The organism is Bradyrhizobium sp. 155 (assembly GCF_023101105.1).
In the GTDB taxonomy this organism is placed as follows: domain Bacteria; phylum Pseudomonadota; class Alphaproteobacteria; order Rhizobiales; family Xanthobacteraceae; genus Bradyrhizobium; species Bradyrhizobium canariense_D.
Map to the genome: position 1 here is coordinate 2,147,726 of NZ_CP064704.1, position 16,002 is coordinate 2,163,727.

Below are 16,002 nucleotides of genomic sequence, written 5' to 3' on the forward strand. Positions count from 1 at the left end.
ATTTCTCTAACCTGGATCAATAACCCAGGTGAATCTGCGCGGTGCAGCAGGCTAAAAATACACGCCGTGACCCGGTGCCTGCAGCTCGAGATGGCTCGCGACCGTCGCGCCGATGTCCGCAAATCCGGCGCGCTTGCCGATCGGAGAAGTTAACCGCGCGCTCCACGCCAAAACCGGCACTTGTTCCCGCGTGTGATCGGTACCCCTCCAGGTCGGATCGCAACCATGATCAGCCGTGATGATCAGGAGATCATCCTCGCGCAGGCGGTTCAAAAGATCCGGAACTCGCGCATCGAAGGCTTCGAGCGCCGCTGCATAGCCTGCCACATCTCGGCGATGGCCGTACAGCGTGTCGAAATCGATGAAATTGGCGAACAACATCCCGCCCTCCGCGAGAGAGGCCAGCCCATCATACGTGGCATCGAACAGCGCTTGGTTGCCATCGCCGCGCAGGTTCCTCCCGGTGCCGCGATGGGCGAAGATGTCGTCGATCTTGCCGATCGTTACGATGTCACGGCCTGCGCTCTCGGCAAGATCGAGGATCGTTCGCTCCGGCGGGGGGACGGAGAAGTCCTTCCTGTGCGCTGTTCGCTTGAAGTCACCTACCGACGTGCCGATGAAGGGGCGTGCGATGACGCGCCCGATGTTGAGGGGGTCGACCAGTCGGCGTGCAACACGGCAGACCTCATAGAGGCGTTCGAGACCGAACGTCTCCTCGTGCGCTGCGATCTGAAACACGCTGTCGGCCGATGTATAGCAGATCGGTTCGCCCGTTCTGATGTGACGCTCGCCGAATTCGGCGATGATCTCCGTGCCGGAGGCGTGACAGTTCCCGAGGATGCCGGGCACTCGAGCCTGTTCGCACAGGCTCTCCGTCAGGTCGCGCGCGAAGCATGGCTTGGTTCTTGGAAAATAGCCCCAGTCGAATGGCACCGGCACGCCGGCGATCTCCCAATGGCCCGAGGGCGTGTCCTTGCCTTTGGAGATCTCGCTCGCGCAGCCAAATCGCGCATGCTCAGTTGGGCCATCGAGCCCCGGCGGCACGCGCCCGGTGGCGAGACGGCAAGCCTGGCCAAGGCCGAGCGCAACCAGATTGGGAAGCTGAAGCGGCCCCTCCCGGTGCGGTCCGTCGGCATTGCCGGCCATGCACATCTCGGCAATGTGGCCGACGGTATCGGCACCCTCGTCGCCGTAATTGATGGCATCGGGCGCGGCGCCGATCCCGACGGAGTCCATCACCAGGATCACGGCACGCATGTCGGCTCCGAGATGGCCGGGCGCGAAGACGCTGCGGACGGCGCGAGCCCGGTTTTCGCGCAATAGCGTTCGACCATCTGCGCGCAGAACTCGGCGAACTCGTTCACGTCGAGCGGCGGGCTGGTGTGATGAGGCTCGATACCCCGATGTTCCGGGGTGAAGCAGAAGGTCACCGTGACCTGAAACTCGGCCAGCGCGTCCATCTGCCGATCGAACCAGTCGAGCGCATTGGGACGGAAGCTGTCGGCCCAGGACAGGCCAGTCCTGAGATGCTGCACGCCCAGCCGGCGCATCCAGCGCACGGCGTCGTCGAGGCGGTGGTCCTCGAAGTGAAACCACTGGCACAGGCCCATCGCAGGTGCATATTGGGCGAACAGGTCCGCCGAGGCTTTCGGCGTTCCGTCCTCGCGTAGCAGGCCCATGTGAAAATGCCTGTAGTAGGATGAACCTTCAGCTTCCTTGTGCCGGGTCGTGGCCTCCCAACTCGAAGGCAGATCGTAGAGGCTGTACCAGTGAATGCGCGGAGCGCGGCCGATCAACAACTCCGCCGTTCGGGTCAGGCCCCAAGCCTGCACCTCCTCGGCGCCGAAAGACGAGACTCCCACCTCCGTGACCCAAACAGGCAGCGGGGTGACGGCCTTGATCTCGTCGATCTTGGCCGGCCATTCCGCGATCTGCCACAGGTTCCAGTCCAGCGGAAAGCCGTGCACGGCCACGACATCGACATGATCGAGTACGCCGCGCGCCTGCATGTTGCGCAGGAAGGACGGATCGATCGGCGATATGCCGCCAAGCACACGTGGGAGTGTGGGATGCGCGCTGCGGATCGCCTTTCCGGCAGCGAGCGACAGGCTCGCGAACATGGTCCAATCCGGATCGATCAGGATGTCCCAGTGCGACTTGTTGTTGGGCTCGTTCCAGATCTTGGCGGCTTCGATCATCGGCCAGTCTCCCGCGACGGATAAACCGGACCTTCCGCCTGCGGCCTTGTCACCCGTTTGCAGAGATAGACTTCCTCTTCCGGATGCGCCGCGATCGCAAAGCCGGCGCTGCGCAGCATGGCTTCGGCGCAGGCGCGGTTCGGCACCCACCAATTGGTGGGGTCGTCGGCATATTTGTTCTCGATGAAGTGCAGCTTTGGATAGCCCGGGGAATCGAACTGATCGGTGGTCCAGAAGTCATAGTTCTTGTCGAGGGAATCCACGCGGCTGTCGCCGCGCTGCATCGACTGGAACAGCAGGAGATCGTCAGCCACGTGCTCGTGGATCAGGTCGAGTGCCAGCAGAGGGTGCCGCAGGTGGTAGAGCACGCCCATGAAGATCACGAGATCGAATTTTTCGCGCAGCTGGCCGACATCATAGGCTGACATCTTGCGGAATTCGATCCTGAGCCCGTTCACCTCGGCCGCGAAGCGGGCTTGCGCGAGATATTCGTCGTCGGTGTCCAGGCCGAGGACGCGCTCGGCGCCGCGCCGCTTCATCTCCATGGCGTAGAAACCGGCATTGCAGCCGATATCGAGCACGGTCTTGCCTTCGAGGCGGTCCGGAATGATCCCGGAAAAGCGGCGCCATTTCACGTTGGGATAGTCGCCGAGAAAGTGTGAAGGCGCTGTCGGCACGCCGTTCAGGTCCAGATTGTGAAACCATGGCCCGAGCGCATCGACGCGCTGGCGGATTTCCTCGCGGGAGAGGGCGCCTCTGCTCATGCGGTCACTCCATTGTTCATTGCGGAGGCAGGGCGGATTGCCTCCGGCGAACCGCCGGCCAGCAGTCGAGAGCGTCCGTTCCCGGCGGAGCTTTCCGCGAGCAACGCCATTGCCGTCCGGTAGCCATCGATGGTGCCGACGTCGACATAGGATTCGCCGGCCTTGACGCCGAGACCCTGGCCGCCGCCCGCGATGTAGGCATTGACGAGCGTCCCGAAATATTCATCGCGGCGGTCGCGCTTCGTCCACAACGACTGAAGCTCGCGAAATCCGTGGCCGGACATCTTGAAGGCGCCCCATATCCATTTCGACACCGCATCCGGCTGCTTGACCTGGATCTCCGTGACGCGATCGCCGTCGAGCACGACGGCATCGAAGAACTCGGGATGTTCGACCGGAAACAGCAGAAACGACAGGTCGGCGGCCGGCAACGTCTGCAAGGCCGCCTTTGGGAACCATACGGTATCCGGAAGTCCGACCAGGACGTCTTCGTCGTGGCCAACGACCGTGCCCGCCCTGAACACGGCATCGCACAGCCCCGACGCATCGGGCTGCACGACATAGGCGAGCTGGGCGCTGCCATAATGATCGCCGAAATATTCGAGGATGTCCGATTTGGCGGGGGAGATCACGAAGCAGATCTTGTCGGCGCCCCCAAGGATCAGCCGCTCCAGCAGATATTCGGAGACGGCGCACGGACGGTCGATGCCGTCGTCCCGTTGGCTTCCGACCGGAAGCAACTCCTTGGAGAAGGCGAGCGGCTGGATGCGGCTGCCGCGGCCCGCGGCCGGAACGATGCCCCACATGATCAGGCCTCCTCGGGTTGCTGTCGGCGCGCGCCGAGCGATGCCGTCTGCTCGAGCAGCCAAATCAGTTCGGCTGCGCGCTTGTCGGATGTGTGCTGATCCATGGTCCGTTCATAGGCGCGCCCGGCAATGTGCTGAAGCTCGGCGTCGGCCATCGTCAACGCAGCAAGCGTGTCCTTCGCATCGCATGCGATCAGGATCTCCTGCCCAGGTACAAAGAATTCATCGAGTCCCGGCCAGTCGTCGCTGAGCAGCGGGGCCTTGCAGGCAGCGGCTTCGAACAGGCGGCCGGAGGGGCACCAGCCCATCTCGGCCATGGCGCGGCGCGTGACGTTGAGTGTCAGCCGGGATGACGCAAAGAACGCCGCGTGCTCCGACGGCGGCAAGTGCTGCACGAAGTAGATGTTTGGCGACCAGGGAAAATCTTCCGGATATTGTGCACCTCCAATCAGGAAGCGCAGATCCTGCCTGTTACGTGCGGGTTCGACGAACAGAGCCTCGAGTGCGCGCTGGCGATCCTGCGAATATGTGCCGAGATAGGACAGATCCGCACGGTAATGCGGCTGCGACGGCACCGGCCGATGGATGTCCGTATCGACGTGTCCGTAGAGCGGGCGGACGTTGCAGGCGCCGAGCCTGTCGCGAAATTCGTTGCAGATGCGGGAGCCGCCGGTGAAGCTCAGGACCAGGGCGAAATCCCGCAGGCCGCGCGGCCCGATATAGGGAACGGCCTCGCCGGCCATCAGCTTCGTCAGCGTGACCGGCGTGTCGAGGTCATAGAACACGGGCACCGCACGACCCTCGGACAGGACAAGCTCTGTCGCGGCGATCGCGTCGGGACAATAGGACGTTATGATCGCGACATCTGCATCACGGATTTCGCTCCGCGCCAAAGGCAGCACATCGTCCCAGTTCGAGAACAGTCGCAATTGCCCGCCGGGCAGTTCGTGCAAATCCCGCGCGCCCGCGTAGTAGGGCACGTCGCGCTCGAAAAAGACGACGCTGTGGCCGGCTCGCGCGAGATGCTTGCAAAGCCCTCGCCACAGGGTGGCGTGACCGTTGCCCCAGGACGAGGAAATTGTCAGGCCGAAAATGACGATCTTCACGCTGGCACCCGCTGATTGATCCCGGTGATCTTGAGTCCGCGATTGTCCACGCTGAGGGTGCTGACGCTGCCGGGGTCGATCTCGATCGAGAGGAAGTCGTCGAGCTCTTTCCGGGAATAGTGCAGCAGCGCCGCGCGGATCGGTTCGGCATGGCTGACGGCGACGACGACGGTGCCGCTACCATGATCGTTGCGCAGCTGCTCCAGATGGGCGACGACGCGCTTCTGAAGCGACCGCATGCTTTCGCCCCCCGGCGGGCGGTTCGTTCCGCGTTGTTCGTTCCAGCGCGACCAGCGGGGATCCCGGGCGAGCGCCTCGAACGACAGTCCGGTCCATTCGCCGTAGTCGAGCTCGTCGAGTGCCGGCACGATCTCGACCGGCAAGCCGAAGCGCGCCGCCAGGATGCAGGCCGACTGCATGCAGCGCCGCTGCGGGCTCGACTGAACCATGCTCGGCGGGGGCGTGAAAGTATCGGCGCATCGCGCGATTTCCTCGCAGCCGAGATCATCGAGCTCTACGCCCTTCATCCGGCCACAGAGCGTGCGGCCGAGCAGGGCATGATGGCCGTGGCGGATCAGATGAATGATCTTCGCCATCAGGTATACGCCTTGTCGTCGATGAAGGCGCGCGTTCGCCGTCCGGCCTCTTCGTCCGTGAACTGCTGAGGCGGCGACTTCATGAAATAGCTCGAGGGGCCCGTCAGCGCGCCGGCCTGCCCGCGGTCCATGGCGAGCTTGGCGCAGCGGACCGCGTCGATCACGACACCCGCCGAGTTCGGGGAGTCCCAGACTTCGAGCTTGACTTCCGCGCTCAAGGGAACACCGCCGAACGTGGTGCCCTCCAGGCGGATAAAGGCCAGCTTGCGGTCGGTCAGCCACGGCACATGGTCGCTCGGGCCGACATGGATATTATCGGCATCCATGGGCACGTCGAACTGGCTGGTTACGGCTTGGGTTTTGGAGATCTTCTTTGATGTCAGCCGCTCGCGCTCGAGCATGTTCTTGAAATCGGTGTTGCCGCCGATGTTGAGCTGGTAGGTTCTGTCCAGCCGTACGCCGCGTTCACGGAAGAGATTGGCGAGCACACGGTGCAGAATGGTGGCGCCGACCTGGCTCTTGATGTCGTCGCCGACGATCGGCAGGCCTGCATCCTCGAAACGCCGCCGCCAGTCGGGATTCGAGGCAATGAAGACGGGGATGCAATTGACGTAGCCGCAGCCGGCCTCGATCGCGCGCGCGGCGTAAAATTCGCTCGCACGCTGCGAGCCGACGGGAAGATAGGACACAAGCACGTCCGTGCGCGAGGTCGCGAGCACTTCGGAGACGTCGGCTTCCGGGACATCCGCAATCGGGACGTCGTCCTTTAGATAATGGCCGACACCGTCCATGACGGGGCCGCGTTGGACCATGACGCCGGTGGGGGCGACGTCGGAGAAGCGGTGCGTGTTGTTCGGCGCTGCGAAGATCGCCTCGGCCACGTCGCGTCCGACCTTGCCGGCATGGACGTCGAAGGCCGACGCGACCTGAATGTCGCTGATGTGGTAGCCGCCGAGATCGGCGTTCATCAGCCCAGGCACCGGTTCATTCGATTTGGCGTCCCGGTAATAGGAGAGCCCTTGAACGAAGGAGCTCGCACAATTGCCGACACCGACGATGCCGACGCGCACGCGCCGCCTGTCCTGAAGACGAGAATGCATGGCTAGAGGCCCTCCGGAAGACGTGCAGCGTTAAGGCATGCAGTGTTGAAGAGATGCAGTGTTGACGTAAGTACGTCGGCGAACGTGGGGAACGTATGTTCGTTCCTGAACTCACTGCACTATGTCCGCCTCACGTCGGATTCCGGCCGAAAAAATCTCGCGCGCTTAACCTGGGATAGAATCCCGGGCGGGTTGGTGGGAACGAAAAGCTTCCATGATGAAGATGAAGAAGATGATGTTTTGAGAGAGTCCGGCCTACGAAAGAACAAATGCTCGCGCCCGGCGTTCACGGCGAAACAGTCCGACGCGAGGGCCGATCCGTCGCTCGCTCCTTGTCAGCAATCGAGGTGTCACATGTCATCCAAATCACAAACCAGCGAAGCCCAGCAGACCACCAGCCATGATGTGATCCGGAAATGGGCGGAGGAGCGCGGCGGAAAGCCTGCAACGGTCAAGGCCACGGAGGAGGACGGACACGCCGGTATCCTGCGCATCGATTTCGATCCGCCCGACGAAGGTCTCGATCGGATCAGCTGGGACGAATTCTTCGCCAAGTTCGACGAGGCCGGCATTGCCTTCCTCCATCAGGACCAGACCAAGGATGGGAAGCCGAGCCGCTTTCACAAATTCGTACGGCGCTAGTTGGATCACCACGTGTCGGGCAGCTGGACCGAGGCGATGCGGGCAGGCGACTTCGAACGCGCCTGGGCAATCAATGACCGCGATCTGGCAATGCTTGCGTATCCACCCAAGCACACCGGGCCGCGTCACCTGCAGCGGATCTGGCGTGGTGAGGAACTGAGGGGCAAGGATGTGCTGGTCCGCTGCTACCACGGGCTCGGCGACACTATCCAGTTCCTGCGCTTCATGCGGCCGCTTCGTGACGTCGCGCGCCGCGTCACGGTCTGGTGCCAGGGCGAGCTTCTGCCGCTGGTCGAGCGAGCGGCTGGCGTCGATCGGGCCTTCGCGCTCCATGATGGTGCACCTGAGGTCGACTTCGAGGTCGATATCGAGATTATGGAGGTGCCGCATGCCATAAGGGCGAGGCGAGAGCAGGTCGAGATGCGCGCACCTTACCTGTCGTTGCCGACCAAGGTCGAACCAGCGCTCCCGCAAGACCGAGGTCTCGAACTCAGGGGCCTTGCCGTGGGCCTGGTTTGGGAAGTCGGCAATTGGGACAAGCGGAGGACCGTTCCGCCGTCCCTGTTGGGACATCTTGCCGTTCCCGGCGTGACGCTCTGCTCACTGCAACGCGGGGCCCGAACGTGCGAACTGGCCGAGATCGGCGCGAGGGACGTCAGCACGCCTGACGTTACGGTTCTCGGTCATCTCCTCCAGCGGCTCGATCTCGTCATTTGCGTCGACACTATGGTGGCCCATCTCGCGGGAGCACTCGGCTGTGAGGCGTGGGTCTTATTGCATGCGGATTGCGACTGGCGCTGGCCGGCATCCGAGGCCCATTCCCTTTGGTATCCGAGCCTGCGGCTGTTTCATCAGAGGACACCAGGCAACTGGGATAGCGTCCTTGAAGAGGTGCGGGAGGCCCTGATTGCACGCTCCGCAAGTTTCCAAGGTGTCGTCCGAAAGGAGCTCAAGCGAGCGCAAGGTCCGCCGTAAGTGGCCTGAGACGCGAGGACGACGCATCGTCGCGGCTGGACGAAATGCTCAGGTAAGTCGGATCGAATCTTGCGAGCCGCACGAGTCCCTGCCAGTCCGTGATCGTTACCGTCTTGCCCTGCCATTGCAGGAGATTGCATCGTCGCAGTTCCTGAATCGTGCGGTTGGCGTGGACCGGGGAGATGCTGCATGCTGCCGCAAGGTCCGATTGGGTGAAGGGTGACGGCAGTCTGAAATCTCTCGCCAAGCCGACGCTTTGCAGCCGGGTGGTGATCTCGCACAGCAGATGCGCCACGCGCGTCAATGCATCACGGCTACCCAGGTTCACTGTCCAGTTGCGCTGAATGGCGTGGGTGGTGAGCAGCATCAGCAGCAATGCGCGAGACATCGCGGGCGAACGCGCGGACAAATCGTGAAAGAAGCGGTGTGGCACGAGAGCGACGATGGCAGCGCCGAGCGCGATCAGGTTGCCGTCAACGCGAGGACGATAAAGCGTGTGTAGATCGGCGATGTCACCGGGAACATGGATTGACGTGATCTGCCCGTCCGCACTCTCTGCATCCTGCCACGACAGATATCCCTGAAGGAGCAGGCAGCACTGGGTGGCATCATCGCCATGCCGCAAAACGGCCTGACGCGAACCGAGATGCGCGATTGTGCTTGCCATGTCCGCGAGCAGGTGGAGATCGTCGGCCGTTACGGGAGTGAGGCTCGCCAACCGGTCGGCGAGCTTGGAGAACGCAAATCCTGCCTGCATTGGTCGCCTAATAACTCAGAACCCGTCCCCAATTTGATCGATGAGAACGACAGAGCGCATTAAACTTTGATAGTTTTACTCCATGCAGGTCATTGTTTGTCTGCCCAGCATGCGCCCAGAAGTGCGAGGGCGATCGGTCAAACGGTTCCGGAATAGTAGACGGCGCATGCGATCGTCCTCAAGGATCGGACGATTCGGGAACCGGAAGCGCGAGTCGCGCTCAGGCGAAGCATCTGTGTTTCTCGCGGCGGGATCCGCGGAGATCGCGCTAGTCATGCTCATACTGTTCCGAGAGAAACTGATTGATCGCGTCGAAGGCCTGCAACCGGTTCTTCTCCAGCAGGACCATGTGCGTGCCTTCGCCGATCTCGACCCGTCGCCGATATCGCGCGGGTTTGTGCGCACTGAAATTGGCGTGCGTGACGCGTGCCCGTGCTCCAGGTCCACGCCGAGGGCACTAGGACGTGCGTATCAGCTGGTCACATGCTCCGCTGTGCGAGATAGACAAGAGGTGCGATTCCGACCGTCCAGGGCCGGTTTGACCCGCTACGGCTCTCGCCGCGACGGCGACGCATCATTTCCTGATCGTCCCCCTATGGAGGCTCGTTCTGAAACTTGACGCTTGCGCAATCAATTGCGTTGTCAGCGTTGCCGCCATCGCGCAGGCGCCAGGCCGAATTCCCGGCTGAATGCTTCTCCGGATCCGTAACCCACTTCCTCTGCGATTTGGTCGATCGGCTTGCGTGTTTCTCGTAGGCTCACCTTGGCTGCCTGAAGCCGCCAGATGGTCAGATACCGGATTGGTGGCACCCCGATCAGGGTTGTGAAGCGGTCGACGAAGGCGCTCCGCGACATCGAGACTTCTCTCGCAAGGGACTTCCGCGGACCACGGCAGCCCGACGTTATGATGAATGGAGGCGAGCGCGCGTCCGATTTTCGGATCGGCAATCCCCTTCAGCCATCCTCCATCTTGATCGGTGTATGTCACGGAATATTGCCGCATCGCCTCTACGAACAGCAGTTCGGAAAGCCGAGACATCAGGTTTGACGAGGCGAACCTGCCGGCCGTCAGTTCGCCGGCTGCATATCGCACTGAAGCCTCGATCCAGTCGCGTGCGACCCCCTCGCGAATGTCGAGCTTCAGCACTCTTGGCAGGGCCGCGATCAACGGATTATAGGTTTCCTCGCTGCCGAGAAAACCGCACACGATTTGCGCCGGCTCACCGCCTCCGCCGTGCATAATTTTTGCCAGCCCCCCATCCGGTGACGGCTGAATGAGATGACGCGCGTTTGTCGGTACCAGACCCGCGTCGCTGGCGAGTGTATGAACATCGTTTCTGGGCAGCAGTACGATCTCGCCGGCCCGCACCTCGACTGTAGGTTCGCTGTCGACGCTGAGCAGAAATTTTCCGGCGATGACGAAGTGGTAAGCGATCAGCAGCGAGGGCTTGACCGCGAAGGTCACGCAGTCCTCAGCGACGATCTGCGTATGGACGCTCCACGGCGCGGTGAACCGCGCATCCAGAAAAATGCCGCCGGTCAGGCGAACCGATCGAAGCACTTCCGATAGCGGATCGATCATTAGGCTAATCTCAGATTTGGACGATCGGTCAACTGATCCGGCTGGGCGATCATTCACCGTGGCGGTCCCCGCGCTTATACGGGGCTCATGAATGAACTGCCAAGCAACCGATTCCTCCACGTTTCCTTGAGACGCTGTCCAGACGGTCAGGCGGACGCGGAACCGGTTGCGGAAGAATGGAAAAGCGGGACGCCACGACGGGGTTCTGGATGGCAACCAAGCAGACGGATATCCCGATCATGAGCATCGCGCAGGCTACCGCAACCGTCACGCCGTATATCGATTTCTGGAACGCTGTACTGGCTCCGAAATTCAATGCGTGGCGGCACATCCTCGCCGGCGGCCTTCACCTGCATAGCGCTAAAGTCTTCCCGTCGCTGCCGATCAGAGCCGGCGACAGGGCCCTGGATGTGGGATGTGGCTGGGGCGACACCGCAATTGAACTTGCGCGGCGCGTCGGACCGACCGGATCCGTCCTCGGCCTCGATTGCTGCAATGCCTTCCTCGACGTCGGCCGCGCAGATGCGAAGGAGGCAGGGGTGACCAATCTCAGCTTTCTCGAAGCGGATGTTCAGACCCATCCGTTCGAGCCGGTACATGATTTTTGCTTCTCTCGCTTTGGAACCCAGTTCTTCGAAAACCCAACGGCTGGCTTGAGCAACTTGCGATTTGCGCTCAAGCCGGGTGGACTGATGACGATGGTCGTCTGGCGCGAACGGGCGGACAATCCGTGGCTTACACTGTCGAAGGAGGTTCTGCTTCGCTAGCTGCCGCCCGTCAGGGAAGACGCTGCAACCTGCGGGCCCGGACCGTTTTCTATGACCGATCCCGAGGCCGTGACTCGGCAATTGATGATTGCCGGCTACGGCGGCATCAGGTTCGAACGGATCGATGCCGAAGTCTTGGTCGGGCGAGATCTTGACGAAGCGGTCGCGTTTCAGCTCGCGATCGGTCCCGCAGGGGAGGTTTATCGCGAAGCCGGTCCGAAGGCTGCTCGTTTGTTTGATACGCTGGTGGCGGCCTTGAAGGACGAGTTGAAACAATTCGTCCGCCCTGAAGGCGTGATGATGAATTCAAGCTCTTGGATGGTCACCGTGCAGAATCCGGGATCACCGCCGCGGCCCCGGGGTGACGTACCCGCGCCAGTCGCTGCTCGAAATCTCTTCATTGTAAGCACCGCCGCAGCCGCCGCCGCTATCGGACGAATCGATGCAAAAAAAATGAACTCTCTGGGAGAAGATTGATGGCAGGTCTAGTTGCGGTCCTCTACGGCACTGCCGCTTACGGTGTCACGCTCGTCGCCTTGCTCTATCTCACTGGCTTCACCGGGAACCTGCTCCTCCAAAGTCTATCGATTCCGGGGCCATTGGTCCGGTTCTGGCAAGCATTGTTATCGATGTGCTGCTAATCGGAGTGTTCGCGATCCAGCACAGCGTGATGGCGCGTCAGGGCTTCAAGCGCTGGTGGACGCGAATCGTGCCGGCTTCGGTCGAGCGCAGCACCTACGTGCTGTTCGCCAGCTTTGCACTGCTGTTGCTGTACTGGCAGTGGCAGCCGATCCCCACGCCGGTCTGGACCGTGAACCACCCGGTCGCGGCGGGGGCGATCGACGCCGTCTTCTGGCTGGGTTGGGTCGTGCTGGTGGTCAGCACGTTTCTTCTCAATCATTTCGAGTTGTTCGGCCTCAGCCAGGTGTTCATGCACCTGTTCGGTAAACAACCGCCCGAAGCCAAATTCCGCACGCCGTTGCTCTACCGGTATGTCCGCCATCCGATCTATCTCGGCATCCTGCTCGCAGTCTGGGCCACGCCTGCGATGACGGTCGGTCATCTGGTCTATTCGCTTGGCATCACAGCCTACATCCTGATCGGCATTCAGTTGGAAGAGCACGATCTGATCCAGCAGTTCGGCAACCGGTATCGCCGCTACCGCCGTCACGCGGCCATGCTCGTCCCGCTTTCATGCCGAAGCTTCGCCGCGTCCCAGGACGCCGACATCTGACCCGAGACGCTCGTCAAGACAGGCCAATCAGTCCGCAAGCAGGGGTGGATTCAAGCGGCGCGGCGTCCGGTCGCAGCCGTATCGACACGGCCAGGGCGGCGTGCGCATCGCGTTCTGATCAACTCATTTCAACCTGCGGCGTCCGGCCAAGAGGATCACCGACCGCATGACCATCCTCCATTTGAAGGATGGCCGATATTCCCTGCGGCTCCGGTGGGACACGATCAAAATGATTTGAGCGCGATACCGGCTCGCTATCAGCGGAAAAGCTTAAAGTTGTCTCACAGCTATCCTCACACCGGGGGCGCGTCTTCGAATGAACAGGGTTTCACATCCGCGGTCGGTTTCGGAATCGTCGAAAGACAATTCAGATGATCAGCAGCAACTGAGCGACCTGATCAGCGTCATCTACGATGCCGCCATCGATCCCTCTCGTTGGGAAGACGCCATCGTCAGCATCGTGCAATTCGTTGGCGGCGCAGCAGGCGGGCTGTTCTGCAAGGACGTCGGTGTCCAGCACGCCACGGTGCCCCATCGCTTTGGATTTGACGTGCCGTTGCGGGTCGAACTCTTTCGGCAGATTTATTCCTCCGCGGAGGGGCACTTTCTCGGTGACCTCGAGCAGCCGATCGCGACGACCGATTTGATGTCTTTCGCAGCACTCACCCAGAGTGAACTATACCGGCAGTGGGCCGAGCCCCAGGGGCTTGTCGATTTTGTCAGCGCGGTTGTCGACAGGACCACGGTCAGCACAGCTATTTTCGGGGTCTTCCGCCACCGGCGAAATGGGCTCGTCGACGAGCACGCGCGCCGGCAAATGAGGCTGATCGCGCCGCATATCAGGCGTGCCGTCGTGATCGGCAAGATGTTCGAGTTCAAGGCCGCTGAACTCGCGACGTTCGTTGACACGCTGGACGGGCTCGGTGCTGGCATGTATCTCGTCGATCCCGGTGGACGTCTCATTCACGCCAATACGGCCGGCAATGCCATTCTCGACGCTCGTGATATTCTGAGTTCCGTGGGCGGGCGGCTGGTCGCCAGCGATCCTCAGGTCGACCGCACCCTGCGAGATGTCTTCGCCACCGCGGGGCAGGGCGATGCCGCACTTGGTATAAGGGGCATCGCGTTGCCGCTGACCGGCAGGGAGGGCGACCGCTATGTGGCCCATGCATTGCCCCTCACGTCAGGCGCGCGTCGGCGTGCTGGTATTGTTTACACCGCCACGGCGGCCTTGTTCGTTCGCAAGGCGTCGCTGGCGGTTGCTTCTATTCCCGGAGCCATCGGCAGCGCGTTCAAGCTGACGCCGACCGAACTCCGCGTGTTGCTGGCCATCGTCGAGGTCGGTGGCGTTCCTGAGGTCGCTATGGCGTTCGGGGTCGCCGATAGCACGGTTAGGACGCATGTCAGCCGGTTGTTTGAAAAAACAGGCACCGCGCGCCAGGCGGATCTCGTCAAGCTGGTTGCAGGCTATACGACGCCCCTGGCGGGATAGGAGAGAGGGCGCTCATTGCAGCACCCAGAAGCAGCAAATATTTGCGCGCTCCTCCCACATTCGCAGGACGACACCCAAGCAGTGGTTGTTCAGGATGGCATGCGTCCGGCCAGCATGCAGTGGGTAGGTGATCAGGCGTCCCTGCCTCGCCGCATCTGGACAGGACTTGGGAGCGCAGCATGTCCATTGAAGTCGAGGGCACGGTTTCTGCGGCGGGGCACGGACGTCAAGCAGGGGCGGCGGCGCGCAGAATAGTGATTTGTGCCCTGGCGGCGACAGGAATCCTTGCGACCAACATCTTCTTGCCTTCGCTGCCGGTCATCGCGGACGATTTGCATGTATCCAGCGCGGCGGTCACGTCGGCCTTCACGATCTTTCTGGCGATTTTCGCCATAGGGCAATTGATTGCCGCCCCGCTGTCGGACCGGTTCGGGCGACGCATGCCGATTCTGATAGGGCTCGGAATTTTCATCGCCGGTACGATCTGGTGCGCTTTCGCGCGCGATCTATCGAGCCTGCTGATCGGCCGATCAATGCAGGCTTGCGGCGCATGTGCGGCTTCGGTGCTTTCACGTGCGATCGCCCGGGATCTGTTCGATGGCCAGGCACTTGCAAAGGTCATGGCCTCGATCACCATGGCAACCGCGGCCGCCCCAGGCTTTTCACCGCTGCTGGGGAGTGCGCTCGATCTATTCTTTGGCTGGCGCTCGGAATTTGCTTTTGTCGCGGCCTTCGCGCTCTGCACGGCTTTGGCCTATGCGACCTTCGTCGGCGAAACCAATGACGGCGCGCGTCGTTCTCTGAATCCGCTCAAAATTGCCGGCTTCTATCTGGAGCTTGTTCGGGATCGCCGGTTCGTTGCGCCTGCTAGAACCGCTGGACTGGTGATGGCCGGTCTTTTCGCGATTTTCTCCAGCGCGCCGCGGGTGCTGCTCGAATCGTTTGGATTCTTGCCAATCAAACTTGGTGAGCTATTTGCGGGCGTGGTCTTCCTGGTGTTTGCGGCCGGCATGCTGGCGCCTAGGCTATCGGCGCGGGTTGGTTCCTGCCGTGCGACGTCGGTCGGCTTGGGACTAACCGTCCTCGGAGGCGCCGGGCTGCTTTGCGCGGTGCTGCTCGCGAACGGCGCGCTGCTGCCATTTCTGTTAGCGGCTTCCGTCTTTCTGTTCGGCGTGGGAATAGTGAGCCCGCTGTCGAGCGCGGCAGCGCTGTCGCCGTTTGGCAGCAAGGCCGGTATCGCCGCAGCCCTGTTCGGATTCTCGCAAATGGCGGGCGCTGCATGCGGTGCCTCTCTCGCGGCGATTGTCGCCAGCGATCCGGCCGTCGGGCTAGGAATCGTGCTGACAGTAACGTCGCTCGTGGCGGTTATCCTTCACGAGCGGCGCTAATCTGAGGTGGATCTTGCCGAGAACACAATGGGTTTGGTGTGAGGTTCTTTGCGGCGCCCTGGCATGCCACTATTGTCGAGCGGCGATGGCCGTGATCTCGAGTTTGACGCCGGGACCGAGATCCGCCACGCCGATTGCGGCGCGCGCCGGCAGATGAGCCTCTGCAAAATGCGCCTTCCAGGCCGCGTTGAAGTCTGCCTTCTCCTTGAGGCTCGTCATGTAGATGGTCACCTGCAAGACGTTGCTCAGATCGGATCCGAGGGTCTTGAGCAGCTGCGCCAACTGCCCGAGGACGTCATTTGCCTGGCCCGACATGTCGAGGCTCGTGTCCTCTGGGACGATTCCACCGATGTAGAGCACGCCATGATGCTCGACCACTTCGTGGAGCAGACCCTCGTAGGGCAAGACGCGCTTGATCATGATGGGACCGATGTTGTGTGTGACGGGCGGCATATCGCACATTTCAATGTCAGTGTCGTCGCAAAGAGATCTCGCGCCAAGTCTCACCGAAAGACGGACCGCGCGGCTCTGAATGCAACCGACTAAAGCGCTGGACGAAAAATCGCCGCCGGGTCGTTCCTGCGAACGTTCGCCA

The 16,002-nt window shown here is 61.9% G+C and carries 17 protein-coding genes; 7 read left to right on the forward strand and 10 right to left on the reverse strand.

Annotated elements, in window-relative coordinates; all coding sequences use genetic code 11:
- Nucleotides 1-51 precede the first annotated feature (51 nt).
- The 7 genes from IVA93_RS10405 to IVA93_RS10435 are packed head-to-tail and all read right to left on the reverse strand — an operon-like array spanning nucleotide 52 to nucleotide 6,570.
- On the reverse strand, nucleotides 52-1,257 hold the full coding sequence (locus IVA93_RS10405; protein ID WP_026234014.1) for a phosphopentomutase: 1,206 nt from the start codon (nucleotides 1,255-1,257) through the stop codon (nucleotides 52-54).
- Nucleotides 1,245-2,198: a glycoside hydrolase 5 family protein gene (locus tag IVA93_RS10410; protein ID WP_018460369.1), complete on the reverse strand. Its 954-nt coding sequence runs from the start codon at nucleotides 2,196-2,198 to the stop codon at nucleotides 1,245-1,247. Before IVA93_RS10410 ends, IVA93_RS10405 begins: the two co-directional genes overlap by 13 nt.
- A complete protein-coding gene (locus IVA93_RS10415; protein ID WP_018460368.1) occupies nucleotides 2,195-2,962 on the reverse strand; it encodes a TIGR04290 family methyltransferase in 768 nt (255 codons plus the stop codon). Before IVA93_RS10415 ends, IVA93_RS10410 begins: the two co-directional genes overlap by 4 nt.
- Nucleotides 2,959-3,768, reverse strand: coding sequence for a sugar phosphate nucleotidyltransferase (locus tag IVA93_RS10420; RefSeq protein ID WP_247789761.1), 810 nt, complete (start codon nucleotides 3,766-3,768; stop codon nucleotides 2,959-2,961). Before IVA93_RS10420 ends, IVA93_RS10415 begins: the two co-directional genes overlap by 4 nt.
- Before the next feature lie 2 nt (nucleotides 3,769-3,770).
- The gene (locus tag IVA93_RS10425; protein ID WP_018460366.1) at nucleotides 3,771-4,874 is read right to left on the reverse strand and encodes a CgeB family protein; all 1,104 of its coding nucleotides are present in this window, start codon (nucleotides 4,872-4,874) and stop codon (nucleotides 3,771-3,773) included.
- Entirely contained in the window at nucleotides 4,871-5,470 is a 600-nt protein-coding gene (locus tag IVA93_RS10430; protein WP_018460365.1) for a histidine phosphatase family protein, read from the reverse strand. The genes IVA93_RS10425 and IVA93_RS10430 overlap by 4 nt, the downstream gene beginning before the upstream one ends.
- The gene (locus tag IVA93_RS10435; protein ID WP_026234013.1) at nucleotides 5,470-6,570 is read right to left on the reverse strand and encodes an inositol-3-phosphate synthase; all 1,101 of its coding nucleotides are present in this window, start codon (nucleotides 6,568-6,570) and stop codon (nucleotides 5,470-5,472) included. The genes IVA93_RS10430 and IVA93_RS10435 overlap by 1 nt, the downstream gene beginning before the upstream one ends.
- A 354-nt stretch (nucleotides 6,571-6,924) precedes the next feature.
- On the opposite strand from IVA93_RS10435, the gene IVA93_RS10440 reads away from it, so the two are divergent.
- Both IVA93_RS10440 and IVA93_RS10445 read left to right on the forward strand, forming a co-directional pair.
- Nucleotides 6,925-7,212 carry a hypothetical protein gene (locus tag IVA93_RS10440; protein ID WP_018460363.1) on the forward strand — a complete coding sequence of 96 codons (288 nt, stop codon included), beginning with the start codon at nucleotides 6,925-6,927 and terminating at the stop codon, nucleotides 7,210-7,212.
- Between the two features lie 12 nt (nucleotides 7,213-7,224).
- Complete coding sequence (locus IVA93_RS10445) at nucleotides 7,225-8,187, forward strand: glycosyltransferase family protein (protein ID WP_245288576.1); 963 nt, start codon at nucleotides 7,225-7,227, stop codon at nucleotides 8,185-8,187.
- Here IVA93_RS10445 and IVA93_RS10450 read toward each other — a convergent pair.
- Complete coding sequence (locus IVA93_RS10450; RefSeq protein WP_247789762.1) at nucleotides 8,162-8,905, reverse strand: Crp/Fnr family transcriptional regulator; 744 nt, start codon at nucleotides 8,903-8,905, stop codon at nucleotides 8,162-8,164. The genes IVA93_RS10445 and IVA93_RS10450 overlap by 26 nt on opposite strands.
- Before the next feature lie 613 nt (nucleotides 8,906-9,518).
- Complete coding sequence (locus tag IVA93_RS10455; protein WP_198293418.1) at nucleotides 9,519-10,526, reverse strand: cupin domain-containing protein; 1,008 nt, start codon at nucleotides 10,524-10,526, stop codon at nucleotides 9,519-9,521.
- Between the two features lie 209 nt (nucleotides 10,527-10,735).
- Here IVA93_RS10455 and IVA93_RS10460 point away from each other — a divergent pair, with 209 nt between their 5' ends.
- From IVA93_RS10460 to IVA93_RS10480, 5 genes are all read left to right on the forward strand, one after another.
- The gene (locus IVA93_RS10460) at nucleotides 10,736-11,293 is read left to right on the forward strand and encodes a class I SAM-dependent methyltransferase (RefSeq protein WP_247295128.1); all 558 of its coding nucleotides are present in this window, start codon (nucleotides 10,736-10,738) and stop codon (nucleotides 11,291-11,293) included.
- 51 nt (nucleotides 11,294-11,344) lie between these two features.
- Complete coding sequence (locus tag IVA93_RS10465; RefSeq protein ID WP_018460358.1) at nucleotides 11,345-11,770, forward strand: hypothetical protein; 426 nt, start codon at nucleotides 11,345-11,347, stop codon at nucleotides 11,768-11,770.
- 154 nt (nucleotides 11,771-11,924) lie between these two features.
- Nucleotides 11,925-12,527, forward strand: a complete 603-nt coding sequence (gene mddA / locus IVA93_RS10470; protein ID WP_345946484.1) for a methanethiol S-methyltransferase — start codon at nucleotides 11,925-11,927, stop codon at nucleotides 12,525-12,527.
- 316 nt (nucleotides 12,528-12,843) lie between these two features.
- Entirely contained in the window at nucleotides 12,844-14,019 is a 1,176-nt protein-coding gene (locus tag IVA93_RS10475) for a helix-turn-helix transcriptional regulator (protein WP_018460355.1), read from the forward strand.
- A gap of 179 nt (nucleotides 14,020-14,198) precedes the next feature.
- Complete coding sequence (locus IVA93_RS10480) at nucleotides 14,199-15,407, forward strand: multidrug effflux MFS transporter (RefSeq protein WP_247539474.1); 1,209 nt, start codon at nucleotides 14,199-14,201, stop codon at nucleotides 15,405-15,407.
- 69 nt (nucleotides 15,408-15,476) lie between these two features.
- On the opposite strand, the gene IVA93_RS10485 is transcribed toward IVA93_RS10480, so the two are convergent.
- Nucleotides 15,477-15,869, reverse strand: coding sequence for a RidA family protein (locus IVA93_RS10485; protein WP_018460353.1), 393 nt, complete (start codon nucleotides 15,867-15,869; stop codon nucleotides 15,477-15,479).
- Nucleotides 15,870-16,002: the final 133 nt, after the last annotated feature.

What these genes read in the sequence shown, in the direction of transcription:
- IVA93_RS10405 (WP_026234014.1), bottom strand. Translation starts at nt 1,257, where the DNA reads ATGCGTGCCGTGATCCTGGTGATGGACTCCGTCGGGATCGGCGCCGCG.
- IVA93_RS10410 (WP_018460369.1), bottom strand. Translation starts at nt 2,198, where the DNA reads ATGATCGAAGCCGCCAAGATCTGGAACGAGCCCAACAACAAGTCGCAC.
- IVA93_RS10415 (WP_018460368.1), bottom strand. Translation starts at nt 2,962, where the DNA reads ATGAGCAGAGGCGCCCTCTCCCGCGAGGAAATCCGCCAGCGCGTCGAT.
- IVA93_RS10420 (WP_247789761.1), bottom strand. Translation starts at nt 3,768, where the DNA reads ATGTGGGGCATCGTTCCGGCCGCGGGCCGCGGCAGCCGCATCCAGCCG.
- IVA93_RS10430 (WP_018460365.1), bottom strand. Translation starts at nt 5,470, where the DNA reads ATGGCGAAGATCATTCATCTGATCCGCCACGGCCATCATGCCCTGCTC.
- IVA93_RS10435 (WP_026234013.1), bottom strand. Translation starts at nt 6,570, where the DNA reads ATGCATTCTCGTCTTCAGGACAGGCGGCGCGTGCGCGTCGGCATCGTC.
- IVA93_RS10440 (WP_018460363.1), top strand. Translation starts at nt 6,925, where the DNA reads ATGTCATCCAAATCACAAACCAGCGAAGCCCAGCAGACCACCAGCCAT.
- IVA93_RS10455 (WP_198293418.1), bottom strand. Translation starts at nt 10,526, where the DNA reads ATGATCGATCCGCTATCGGAAGTGCTTCGATCGGTTCGCCTGACCGGC.
- IVA93_RS10460 (WP_247295128.1), top strand. Translation starts at nt 10,736, where the DNA reads ATGGCAACCAAGCAGACGGATATCCCGATCATGAGCATCGCGCAGGCT.
- IVA93_RS10465 (WP_018460358.1), top strand. Translation starts at nt 11,345, where the DNA reads ATGACCGATCCCGAGGCCGTGACTCGGCAATTGATGATTGCCGGCTAC.
- IVA93_RS10475 (WP_018460355.1), top strand. Translation starts at nt 12,844, where the DNA reads ATGAACAGGGTTTCACATCCGCGGTCGGTTTCGGAATCGTCGAAAGAC.
- IVA93_RS10480 (WP_247539474.1), top strand. Translation starts at nt 14,199, where the DNA reads ATGTCCATTGAAGTCGAGGGCACGGTTTCTGCGGCGGGGCACGGACGT.
- IVA93_RS10485 (WP_018460353.1), bottom strand. Translation starts at nt 15,869, where the DNA reads ATGTGCGATATGCCGCCCGTCACACACAACATCGGTCCCATCATGATC.